Origin of the sequence: Algoriphagus sp. (assembly GCF_024305035.1) — a bacterium.
GTDB lineage: Bacteria > Bacteroidota > Bacteroidia > Cytophagales > Cyclobacteriaceae > Algoriphagus.
The window spans coordinates 36,494-48,277 of the sequence record NZ_JAMWZB010000003.1 but is presented as its reverse complement, the minus strand read 5'-3'; the positions used below and the strand labels follow the sequence as shown (position 1 = coordinate 48,277).

Here is an 11,784-nt window from a genome sequence, read left to right as displayed (position 1 = left end):
ACCTATGAAAAAACAAAACCAAGAACCTTCGGGTCAGTCCAGAAGGGAGTTTATTAAAAATGCGGCCATAGCCTCTTCTTTCTTGATTGTTCCCAGACATGTTCTGGGAGGCACAGGCTTTACTGCCCCTTCGGATCAACTGAATTTGGCTGCTATCGGAGCAGGAGGTAAAGGAGCCAGCGATATTGAATTAGCTTCTGTGGGCGGAAGAGAACGCGTAGTTGCTCTTTGCGATGTGGATTTTTCTGGCTCTGCCAAAAGCTCAGTAGACCGCTTTCCCAAAGCTAAACTCTACGCGGATTACCGGGAAATGCTTGACAAGGAAACCGACATTGATGCAGTGACCATTTCCACTCCGGATCATGTGCATGGTCCTGCCGCTAAATATGCCATGGAGCGAGGCAAACACGTCTACGTTCAGAAGCCCATGACGCACAATATTCGAGAAGCCCGAATGCTGACTGAAATGGCCCGATCACAAAAAGTAGTTACCCAGATGGGAAATCAAGGTGGTTCTAATCCCTTGCTCAAACTCGTCCAACAATGGATCGATGAGGACAGAATCGGAGCAGTTTCCAAAGTAGAGGTCTGGACCAATCGCCCCGTATGGCCACAAGGAGGACCTTTCCCAAAACCAGAACCGGGTGCCAAGCCTGATGCTTTGGATTGGAATCTGTGGTTAGGTCCAGCTGAGGACATCCCTTTTACGCCAAATCTTCATCCCTTCAACTGGCGAGGATGGTGGGCCTATGGAACAGGAGCCCTCGGTGATGTGGGTTGCCATTTGATCGACATTCCATTTAGAACACTGGGATTGCATTATCCATTGGATGCAGAATGCTCGGTAGGCTCTGTTTTTTCACAGATGTGGACCCCGGATTACCATCCTGATGGCTGTCCTGCGTCTTCATTCATAACTTTAAATTTTTCAGCAACTGAAAAAAGCAAAAGTCCGATCAAAATGACATGGATGGATGGTGGAATACGACCAGCCCATCCTGACATCATTCCTGCCAATGATGATATCGGTGGTGCTAATTCAGCCAATGGCGTCTTGATCATTGGAGAAAAAGGAATCATCTCCACCAATATCAATGATTCTTCTCCACTGATGCCAAAATTATATCTCAATGACGGCACAAAAGAAGAAGGTCCTCAAAGCGAGGAAGGAATGGAACGGGAATATGGACATCAGCGATTGTGGGTTGAGGCTTGTAAAGCTGGATTTGGCTCTTCGGAGCATCAAGGTTTGACTTCTTCCTTTGACTATGCCGGACCAATGACCGAAACTGTTTTAATGGGAAATCTGGCCATTCGAAGCTACATGCTCAGAAGAGAAAATGCACAAGGCCGTCAAGAGTTTTTCGCCCGCAAAAAGCTTCTTTGGGATGGAGAAAATATGCGAATTACCAATTTGGAAGAAGCCAATCAATTCGTCGGAAGAGAATATCGTCCGGGATTTGAGGTATGAACCGGAGATAAGTTGCCTGACCAAAAGCCGTGAATTTGCGGCTTTTGGTTTTTTAATCGTGAGGATAAATGAGAAAAAAAACACGTTACTGGGTTCAATCCGTCGGAGGCTTACTATTGACCGGAGCAGGTCTTTCGATGAGTATTGACGCCGGACTTCAAAAACTTTCAGGGGAGCCTTGGTTTTGGTATGGGACTGCAGGGTTGATTGTGTTTCAGACAGGTTTGAGTCTGGTGATTGATGGGCTGCGATTTAAAGGGAAATCATGAAGAAATTTCAAGGTTCAGAAGTCCGATGGGGAATTATCGGAGTAGGTAATGTCTGTGAAGTGAAATCTGCACCGGCCATGAATTTGGTTCCAAATTCCCGCTTGGTTGCTGTGATGCGTCGAAATGAAGCCAAAGTCAAAGACTATGCAAGGCGGCACCAAGTCCCCAACTGGTACACCGATGCACAGGCCTTGATTGAAAATCCCGAGGTCAATGCCATTTATATCGCCACGCCTCCACATTTGCACCTTCACTTTACCCGATTAGCTGCAGAGGCAGGAAAACCGGTTTATGTGGAAAAACCCATGGCTCGCACGTATTCAGAATGTCAAGAAATGATCCGAATCTGTGAAAAAGCCGAGGTTCCACTTTATGTAGCCTACTATCGAAGAGCACTTCCCCATTTTGTCAAAATCAAGGAATTAATCGAGCAGGGAGAAATCGGAAAAATCCGTTCGGTCCACATACAAATGCGTCAGGAACCCGAGCCGGAAATCATCGCTTCATTGGAACATAACTGGCGAGTGAATCCAGAGATCGCCGGAGGAGGATATTTTTACGATTTGGCCTCTCATCAAATCGACTTGCTCCAGTTTTTCTTGGGAAAAATCACCCATGCCTTCGGCTTTCAAGCCAATCAAGCGGGATTGTATGAAGCCGAGGATACCGTGGCAGGAAGTTTTGCTTTCGAACAAGGTGCCGTAGGTACAGGTAGTTGGAGCTTTGCCAGTGCCCAAGAAAATCAAATGGATCAAATCATCCTTGACGGTAGTCTGGGACAAATCCGATTTGAGACTTTTGGAAAAGGCGAATTTCAGCTCAAAAAAGATCAAGCCGATGAAACCTATTTTAAGTTTGATTTACCTCAGCACATTCAGCAGCCTTTGATTGAATTGATTGTTGGGGATTTATTGGGAAAAACTACCTGCCCGAGTACTGGTGAAAGCGCCTCCTGGACCAATTGGGTCTTGGAAAAACTGACTCAACACAAACTATTCTAAAAATCTTAAGTAAAAATTAAGAAAAAAGCAAAAACTCTAGAAAAGCCATTTTCGGTATAGTTTTTAAAAAAACCTGAGATTCTTTTTTAAATTTTTTAAATGGATAAAATTCAATTAATTCATTTTTTTAAATAAGTTAATTTATAAATGAATTTATTTTCATTAAATAAAATATTTAAATCGAACCTTCATTAATTTTTTTACGATAAAACAATTGAAATCAATTCGATTTTCAAAAAGATTTGAATTTTGGCTTGATTTTAGTTTTAGTATGCATGCATCCTTTATTTAGAAATTAGCATCTAGGTAAGAAAGAGCAGCCACTAAATTTAACCTGAATACTTGTCCAACTTAACCAACAAACCATGAAAACTACACTTCTCTCCCGATGGACTGCGGCCTTGATGGTGGGATTTATTTCCCTAGGCCTATTCCCCTCCCAAGATGCCAAAGCTGAAAATTTCCGAGGCGTATCCTTTCAGGTATTTTACGATGAGCTAATGCCTTACGGCGACTGGGTCAAAGATGCCAATTACGGATACATCTGGCTTCCTGCCGTAGGTCAGGATTTCCATCCTTACGGCACCAATGGCCACTGGGTCATGACCGAATTCGGTAATACTTGGGTTTCCTATTACGACTGGGGATGGGCTCCATTTCACTATGGCCGATGGTACTTTGATGATTATTATCAAAGCTGGGCATGGGTCCCGGGTTACGATTGGGGACCGGCTTGGGTGAGTTGGAGAAGTGGAGGGGGACATTATGGTTGGGCTCCATTAGGCCCGCGGATTTCTGTTTCGGTCGGTTTTAGAATCCCTAGCTTTCACTGGGTTTTTCTACCGCATCGCAGAATGTACGATCCCTATGGCTGGAGATACTATGCTTCGCATAATACCCGGGTAAAAATCATCAACCGAACCAAAATCATCAATAATACGGTGGTGTACAATAACAACACCTACATCGCAGGTCCCAGCAGACGAGAAGTCGAACAACTCACTAGAAGACGTGTCAATGTCTACAATGTAAGGCAAAGCGATCGTCCTGGAAGAGCAAATTTAAGCCGAAATGAGGTCAATCTCTATCGGCCTGATTTGGCCCGAACCAATGGAAGATCAGTAGAGGCACGCCCTTCCCGAGTAGTTGATTCCCGAGAAGCTCTGAACCGCAGAAGTAGTTCCGCAGCAAATCCAAGCAGAAGCCGAACCATGGATCAAGCGCCAAGCAGCAGATCTGCAAACCCTGCGATCAGAAATAATCCCGGTACAAATCGTGCGGCGACAGGAGCTAGCCGATCAGGAACGCTTCAAAACAGAAACTCTAGCCCAAGATCAGCAGGAGGCCAAACTTTTGAAAGCAGGCCCTATCAAACACCGAAGCAAAACGGAAGATCTGTCCAAACCCGTACGGCTCCGAATTCCAGTCGGCAAGGAACGGTGAGTAGACCTGCGAGCCCAGCTCGACAATCTACCGTTAGGACAAGCCCTTCTAGAGGAATGTCTCCAAACAGCAGTAGAGTGCAGCAGTCTAGACCAACTCCTGAGGTGAAAAAGGCTCCAGCTCCCACTCGACAGCGAAGTGTGCAATCCACACCTCCTGGTTCCAATACCCGAGTTCAGGCACCGGCCAGTCGAAACACCCGAGTTCAGGCACCTGCAAGAAGCAATACTAGAGTCCAAGCTCCGGCAAGAAGCTCCTCAACCAAGAAGGTTCCAACGAGATCCTCGGGAAGTTCAAGGGGAAATGGAAGGAATAACTAGTCAAACCATCGTAGCTATGAAAAGGCCATCTCAATTTTGGGGATGGCTTTTTTATTTTTGTAGACCTTTTTGAATTGATCAAAATTCAGCTCAAATCCCTAACTTAAAGCCAAAACCACCAAATCATGAGGAAAAGCATCCTTGTGGTCTTTGCTTTTATTTTGTTTGAGGCAATTGGCCAAGTCAACTTTGACGAAAATCTTCCGATCAAATATCGAAATATCGGCCCTTTTAGAGGAGGACGATCTGTTGCCGCCACCGGAGTAATTGATGACCCTTTGACTTACTATTTTGGCACAACTGGCGGTGGACTTTGGAAAACAAGCGACGCAGGACAGCATTGGGAAAATATCTCTGATGGATTTTTTACCACAGGTTCGGTAGGTGCCGTGGCAGTCTCCGAAAGTAACCCCAATATCATCTATGTGGGTATGGGTGAGCATGCTCCCCGTGGCGTAATGACCTCCTATGGAGATGGTGTCCTCAAATCCACAGATGCGGGCAAAACCTGGAAAAAGTTGGGTCTGGAACAAACCCAGCATATCGCTCGAATTCAAATTCATCCCACCAATCCAGACCTCGTCTATGTCGCAGCTCAGGGAGCCTTATACGCTCCTAATGAAGATCGGGGAGTGTACAAATCAGCTGACGGAGGTGAAACCTGGGAAAAAATCCTTTTTGTGGACAACATGACCGGAGCGGTAGAACTTTCTATGGATATGAACTATCCAGAAATCCTCTACGCCGCCATGTGGGAGCATCAGCGCTTTCCCTGGCAGGTCAAATCGGGTGGACCGGGTTCTGGGCTTTACAAATCCACCGATTCGGGAGAGACTTGGACAAAAATCGAAAATGGATTACCCAAAGAAAAAGGTAAAATGGCCATTTCCGTTTCCCGAGCCAATTCGAATAAAATTTATGCTTTGGTAGAAAGCGACACCTATAAGGACTTGGGGGGACTTTTTGTTTCCACTGATGCTGGGGAAAGCTGGACCTTGATCAATAAGGACAACCGTTTGACCCAACGGGCCTGGTATTACATTGAGGTTTTTGCTGATCCAAATGATGAAAATACGGTTTGGGTGCAAAGTGCCCCGATGCTCAAGTCCTTTGATGGGGGAAAGACTTTCGAAGCCATAGACGGAGCACATGGAGATTACCATGACCTTTGGATCAATCCTAAAAACTCTAAAAACATGATTTTGGCGGATGATGGCGGTGGTTCGATCACTTTTAATGGCGGGAAAACCTGGTCTACTCAGAGCAATATGCCCACGGCGCAATTTTACCGGATCAATACCGACAATCAATTTCCCTATCGCATCTATGCCGGACAGCAAGACAATACCTCTGTGGTCATTTCCAGTATGGCTTTGGGCCGAAGTGGCATTGGGCAAGAGCATTGGAATTATTCTGCAGGTGGAGAAAGCGCCTTTTTGGCCTTTGATCCGGATAACCCTAAGTATGTCTTAGGTGGCAGCTATCAGGGGACCATCGAAGTACTCGATATGGAAACTCAGGGTTCTACTAATATCATGGCTGCTCCAATTCAATATTTGGGAATGAGTGCAAAAGACATGAAATACCGCTTCAATTGGAACGCGCCCATCATCTGGTCTCAGCATGAACCAAACACCTTTTACCATGCAGCCCAAGTACTACTCAAAACACAGGATATGGGTCAAAGCTGGAAGGAAGTGTCTCCGGATTTAACTCGAAATGAAAAAGAAAAACAAGGAACTCCTGGCGTGCCCTTTACCAATGAGGCGGTGGGAGCAGAGAATTATGGCACCATCGCTTATGTGATCGAATCACCACACGAAGCTGGAGTGATTTGGACAGGCAGTGATGATGGATTGGTTCACTTGACCCGAGACCAGGGAAAGACCTGGACCAATGTCACGCCAAAAAAGTTGGAGGAATGCCTAATCAATGCCATTGAAGTTTCTCCTCATGATCCTGCAACGGCCTATATCGCGACCACCCGATACAAATTCAATGACTATACGCCGGCGATTTACAAAACCACCGATTATGGAAAAACCTGGACCAATATCTCTAAGGGAATTCCCTACGGTGCGTTCACCCGAGTGGTAAGAGAAGATACGAAGATAAAAGACCTGCTTTACGCAGGTACAGAGCAGGGTATGTATATCTCCCAAAATGGAGGAAGCAGTTGGAATTCTTTTCAGCTTAATCTGCCGATCACTCCCATTACGGACTTAAAAGTAGCCCATGACGACTTGATCGTGGCCACTTCGGGAAGATCTTTTTGGATTTTGGACGAACTGAATGTGGTCAGAGAGGTAAACGAAAAAGTAGATCATATCACCCTATATACGCCGGAAGATGCACTTTTGGGCAACTGGTACTCTAGCATGAATGGCGGTAATCTTGAAGATTTTACCGGAACCCATCCTTTCCAAGGACTCAATCCAGCCAATGGCATGGTGATACATTATTCCCTACCCGAATCGACCACTGACTCTACAGAATTGACCTTGGAGATTTTGGATAGCCAAGGCAATTTGGTCAGAAGTATTTCCTCCAAAAAAGATCCCCAAGCCAAAACCTGGGCTGGTGGACCTCCATTGGAACCGACGATTTCTGCCCGAAAAGGATTGAATCGATTTGTCTGGGACTTGCGCTACCCAACGATGCCCGGCATTCCGGGAGCTTACATCGAGTCAAGCTATCGAGGACATAAAGCCATCCCGGGAACCTATACCATCCGACTAAAGGGAGACGGTATGACAGCCGAATCCAAAGCCCAAATCAAGGATATCCCTGCATACAAGTTGAGCCAAGCGGACTATCAAAGTTATCATGACTGGATGAGCAACTTGGAAGCCGAACTCACTACCATGCATGAGATGGTGAACACCGCCAAAGATTACCAAGATCAACTGGTAGAGCTCCTCAAAAGACTTGAAGGAAAAGCAGCCTTTGCTGACTTGAAAACTGAAGGAAAACAACTCCTCAAAGAACTCAAGGCTTGGGATGAAGACATGGTACAGCGGCGATCCACCGCTTATGATGATGTGGAGAATTTTCCAAATAAGTTCACCGCCAATTTCCTATTTATGCTCAATCATGGAGAAAGTAGCATTCCTAAAATCAACGAGGGCACCAAAACCGAATACGCCCGCCAGTTGAAAGAATGGATACCGCTGAAAACTGAAGGAGAGCGATTAGTTCAGACAGCTGTTCCAGAATTTAATCAACTGGCGAGTGAGAAGGGGGTAGGTGTGTTGTTTGTGGAGCAGGAAATAAAAAAGCTGGGTAAGGATTAAAGTTTATTAATCCTTCACATAAAAAAAGAAGTTGAGGAAAAGCTATTAGCCCTAGAAAAAGAAGGTGTCCAAACCAATGAAGAAGACTTGGATTGGTCCAATGAAGAGCTTCAAGAAATGGATTTTTTTAAGCTAGTTAATGGACACCCATCTATTCTTTGAAAGTAGTTAACTTTCGCGAATAGGGTATCGAATTATACATGTAATACTTTAAACCCAACCAAAAATGCTTGAGCAAGACGATATTTTTACCCAGATTTTGGCAGAAACACATGATCCTGACTTTAATTCTTTCCGATGGCTTCGTAAGAACTTTCTCTATTACAAAGCCACCTTGATTTGGCCCGAAGGCTTACCTCCCATCCGAAGGACTACCTTCACCTTGCATACCAAGTGGAAAGATTTTCATCAAGTTTACACGGATTTCCTCCAAGCTACTCCTCATCAGTTGAATAATTTCAGCCAAACTTTGACACTTTTTCCTTGCACCGATAATTAATCATTCTGATAATTCTTACAAGAGGGATGGATAGATGAACTGGCCCCCGTCCATGTTGAAAAAAGCTTTATTTAATCTAAAAAACTTGAAGACTTTGAAAATATCCCTTTCAAATTGTGCTTAAAAAAATTTAACCAATTCCCTTCCCTATTTGATCAAACCTAGCACGAAATCGGGTATTAAGGAGCCTTTATAGCTGCCAATTAACCCCCATACAATAAACTAAACCAATTTTAATCGAATTTCTTTAGTTGATACACAAAAAATTACATTTTATCTACATTTAGTTTAAATCAACCATTTGAGCTTTGTAATAGTATTAATTTTTTTCATTATTTGAATGAATCAAGCGGTTAGCTAAGCCTACCCTTTGAATTTAAACTAAGTCCATTTTTAAAAATTTAACCCCTAACCAAAAAAATTATGCTTAAAAAAAATTGGAAACCTTCGCTTTTCAACGGAAGTTTCATTTTTGTGCTAGCAAGTGGAGTTTTGTTTTCGGCTTGTTCGGAAATCGAATCTCAACCCAATGACTCAAGCCTTTCTTTGGCTAAAGAAAAAATCACCGCGACCCATTGGGAAAACGACCCCAATTTCATTATCCTGGAAGCCGACTACCTTAACACGGCGACAAAGGCTGAATTGACTGAAAATAGTCGCGGAGTATCTTCTGAACAGGTTAAATTTGACATTGAACTTCGATTCATTAACGAGCCTACGGCACGTCAACGAGAAGTTTTTGAATCCGCTGTGGAAAGATGGGAAAAAATTATCGTCAGAGATGAACCGGATTTTACTGGTCTTGCAATCCCGAATTTTGATGGCAGTTCCTTTTTGGTAAGTGAGGATGAAATTCTGGATGATATCATCATCGAGGTAGTTTTAGAACCCATTGATGGCCCAGGAAGTGTTTTAGGAAGTGCCGGACCGAGATTTATTCGTTTACCAGAAGCAACTACAATTACCGGATTAATGCGATTCGATACTGCTGATTTAGAAACTTTGGAGGCAGCAAACCAATTTGAAAATGTCATCTTGCACGAGATGGGACATGTGCTTGGAGTCGGGACCTTGTGGGAAAGAAAAAGTCTCCTTGTCATTGATAGTTTTGAACAAGCAGTAGACCCTGATTACTTAGGTGAAAGAGGCAACCACTTTTGGAAAACCAAAAAAGGTGAAGGCCTGTTACCTATTGAAGGCGCTTTTTTCAGACCGGATGGAACTCCTTTCGTAAGACCTGGGACCTCCTATGGTCATTGGGATGAGGAAACCTTATTTAATGAGCTGATGACAGGGTTCTTGAATGGAGGTGTTGCTAATCCTTTGAGCAGAATTACTTCTGGTTCAATGGAGGACTTAGGCTATGGAGTCGCACCTCGGGGTGAACAATACAATCTACCTGCTACTACCCCTACTCGCATCCTAACAACAGATGATAACGGGATTAATATCGCAGAGCGAGAATTACTTTTCGAACCCATAGGAGTTGTAGTAAGAAAACAGTAATTATTTTCGAAAACTGATCAAAGCCCGATTTAGTCTCTAAGTCGGGTTTTTTATTTTCAAACTTGTCAGCAAGAAAGGAAAGCTGAAATATGCCTGAAAATCAACTTCATGTCAACTTCTATTATTGTCCTCCTCTGCGGATTTCTTGAGATAGGAATCACTCGAAATCAACTTTTCCTTTCTAATTTACTAGGTTTTTCCCGCTAGAGCAATTACGTTAGTTGCGTTTCCTTCTATTTTTCAATTCCAAAAACTATCTTTAGTCAAAAGCGAATTCCATGAAAAAGCAACTGTTACTTCTTTCCTTTTTTTTGGCCTCCATGATTTTTGCCTGTTCTCCAAAGAAAAAAGAGGTAGTCACCAAAAGCAGTTACCGCTTTGAATTGCAGGATCAGTTTAAGTCCTTCCCGCTTCCCGCTGATGTGGGACAATTGGAGCCCTACTTCATGCTGCTAGGCGAGGAATATTTTGCCCTTTATGATTACAAAACCAAGCAAATCCTAACCTACTTCATCCCGGAAAACAAGTTAGTGAATACCATACAGCTGGAAACAGAGGGACCCAATGGTGTTGGAAAGAATATTGCAGGGATCTTTGCTGATAATCCTAGGGAATTTTTCCTTACCACCGGAAACAACCAACTCATCAAAATTGATAGTAGCGGTCAAATCATCCATAAGGTCCAGTTCAATGCCGAGGAATTGCAGGAACAAGGAGTAAGCTTGTTTTCCAATATCTTCATTCGAACTCAGAAAGAATTTTACTTCGCTGCCTTTCCGCTTACCTTTGAATGGACCAGTCTCTCTCCGGAGGAGTTGACTACTACCCCGAACCTACTTCGTTACGATTCCTTAAAAAATTCCTTTACACCTATCAGCCACTTTCCTGAAGAATTTGTGGGCACTAACCTCAATAAAACCATTTTTCCACTTCTCTCGGTAGGTCCAACCGGTCAGCCAATAATCAATTTGAATTTTCGAAACATCTATTACCAGCAAGATGAGAAAATACATTCCTCTTTTGCTGGTCTTTCTAGTTTCCCTGAGGACCCACCGACCTCACGCCTCCCCAATATGTTTGAGGATATGAATGAAATCATGAAAATGATTAATCATACAGATAGTTATACCGATGTATATTTTCTGGATGCTCAGGACTTGATCGTTCGGGTTGGCAAACACGAAGACATTCCTGACAATACTCTAGAAACCGACGCTTTTTTGGCTTCGAAATGGGGCTTGGTCTTTTTAGATTCGGAGTTCAACAAAGTAGGCGAATTGGATTTGGAGCCAGACCGGTTTTATGGTCGCTATATTTTTGCAGATCAAGAAGGAATTTGGGTTTCAGCGGACCATCCCGAGAACCCAGAAATCCAAGAGGATTTCTTGCGCTTTCAGTTGATTGAGGTGATCAACTAGCTTTTGTTTTATTTTCAAAAATCCCACAGCATTATTTTTACAATTCAACTAACAAAAAACAAATAACTTATGGATGAGTATCTTCAGGCAGCCATCAAAGAAGCAAAAATCGGGTTAAAAGAAGGTGGAATTCCGATTGGATCGGTTTTGGTTTATGAGGGAAAAATACTTGGAAAGGGACATAACAAGCGCGTCCAACAACAAAGTGTGACCCTTCACGGGGAAATGGATGCCCTGGAAAATGCTGGGAGACAACCTGCATCCGTTTATCGGAATTCCGTGTTGTATACGACCCTTTCTCCCTGCCCCATGTGTACAGGAGCAATTTTACTCTATGGCATTCCCAAAGTTGTTATTGGGGAGAATCAAACTTTCTTGGGATCCGAAAAATTATTAAGAGAAAACGGGGTAGAAGTAGTGGTCGTCAATGATCCTACCTGCGTGAAAATGATGGAAGAGTTTATTACCAAAAACCATAATTTGTGGAACGAAGACATCGGCGAACCTTCATCCTAGATTTTTTTAGGTTTAATCCCTACTTTGAAACTAATTTTCGAAATAAGA

Annotated in this window: 9 protein-coding genes; all 9 read left to right on the top strand. The window is 43.5% G+C overall.

The window, feature by feature from the left end:
- Nucleotides 1-4 precede the first annotated feature (4 nt).
- Nucleotides 5-1,471 carry a Gfo/Idh/MocA family oxidoreductase gene (locus Q0L00_RS02100; RefSeq protein ID WP_297335209.1) on the top strand — a complete coding sequence of 489 codons (1,467 nt, stop codon included), beginning with the start codon at nt 5-7 and terminating at the stop codon, nt 1,469-1,471.
- A gap of 68 nt (nt 1,472-1,539) precedes the next feature.
- A complete protein-coding gene (locus tag Q0L00_RS02095) occupies nt 1,540-1,740 on the top strand; it encodes a hypothetical protein (protein WP_297335208.1) in 201 nt (66 codons plus the stop codon).
- On the top strand, nt 1,737-2,741 hold the full coding sequence (locus Q0L00_RS02090; protein WP_297335207.1) for a Gfo/Idh/MocA family oxidoreductase: 1,005 nt from the start codon (nt 1,737-1,739) through the stop codon (nt 2,739-2,741). Before Q0L00_RS02095 ends, Q0L00_RS02090 begins: the two co-directional genes overlap by 4 nt.
- A 365-nt stretch (nt 2,742-3,106) precedes the next feature.
- Nucleotides 3,107-4,504: a DUF6600 domain-containing protein gene (locus Q0L00_RS02085; RefSeq protein WP_297335206.1), complete on the top strand. Its 1,398-nt coding sequence runs from the start codon at nt 3,107-3,109 to the stop codon at nt 4,502-4,504.
- Between the two features lie 125 nt (nt 4,505-4,629).
- Nucleotides 4,630-7,797, top strand: coding sequence for a glycosyl hydrolase (locus tag Q0L00_RS02080; RefSeq protein WP_297335205.1), 3,168 nt, complete (start codon nt 4,630-4,632; stop codon nt 7,795-7,797).
- 226 nt (nt 7,798-8,023) lie between these two features.
- Nucleotides 8,024-8,296 carry a hypothetical protein gene (locus Q0L00_RS02075; RefSeq protein WP_297335204.1) on the top strand — a complete coding sequence of 91 codons (273 nt, stop codon included), beginning with the start codon at nt 8,024-8,026 and terminating at the stop codon, nt 8,294-8,296.
- A gap of 423 nt (nt 8,297-8,719) precedes the next feature.
- Nucleotides 8,720-9,802: a hypothetical protein gene (locus Q0L00_RS02070; protein WP_297335203.1), complete on the top strand. Its 1,083-nt coding sequence runs from the start codon at nt 8,720-8,722 to the stop codon at nt 9,800-9,802.
- 278 nt (nt 9,803-10,080) lie between these two features.
- The gene (locus Q0L00_RS02065; RefSeq protein ID WP_297335202.1) at nt 10,081-11,220 is read left to right on the top strand and encodes a DUF4221 family protein; all 1,140 of its coding nucleotides are present in this window, start codon (nt 10,081-10,083) and stop codon (nt 11,218-11,220) included.
- Nucleotides 11,221-11,289: 69 nt separating this feature from the next.
- Nucleotides 11,290-11,736, top strand: a complete 447-nt coding sequence (locus Q0L00_RS02060) for a nucleoside deaminase (RefSeq protein ID WP_297335201.1) — start codon at nt 11,290-11,292, stop codon at nt 11,734-11,736.
- The last annotated feature ends 48 nt before the right edge of the window (nt 11,737-11,784 follow it).

What these genes read in the sequence shown, in the direction of transcription:
- Q0L00_RS02100 (WP_297335209.1), top strand. Translation starts at nt 5, where the DNA reads ATGAAAAAACAAAACCAAGAACCTTCGGGTCAGTCCAGAAGGGAGTTT.
- Q0L00_RS02095 (WP_297335208.1), top strand. Translation starts at nt 1,540, where the DNA reads ATGAGAAAAAAAACACGTTACTGGGTTCAATCCGTCGGAGGCTTACTA.
- Q0L00_RS02090 (WP_297335207.1), top strand. Translation starts at nt 1,737, where the DNA reads ATGAAGAAATTTCAAGGTTCAGAAGTCCGATGGGGAATTATCGGAGTA.
- Q0L00_RS02085 (WP_297335206.1), top strand. Translation starts at nt 3,107, where the DNA reads ATGAAAACTACACTTCTCTCCCGATGGACTGCGGCCTTGATGGTGGGA.
- Q0L00_RS02080 (WP_297335205.1), top strand. Translation starts at nt 4,630, where the DNA reads ATGAGGAAAAGCATCCTTGTGGTCTTTGCTTTTATTTTGTTTGAGGCA.
- Q0L00_RS02075 (WP_297335204.1), top strand. Translation starts at nt 8,024, where the DNA reads ATGCTTGAGCAAGACGATATTTTTACCCAGATTTTGGCAGAAACACAT.
- Q0L00_RS02070 (WP_297335203.1), top strand. Translation starts at nt 8,720, where the DNA reads ATGCTTAAAAAAAATTGGAAACCTTCGCTTTTCAACGGAAGTTTCATT.
- Q0L00_RS02065 (WP_297335202.1), top strand. Translation starts at nt 10,081, where the DNA reads ATGAAAAAGCAACTGTTACTTCTTTCCTTTTTTTTGGCCTCCATGATT.
- Q0L00_RS02060 (WP_297335201.1), top strand. Translation starts at nt 11,290, where the DNA reads ATGGATGAGTATCTTCAGGCAGCCATCAAAGAAGCAAAAATCGGGTTA.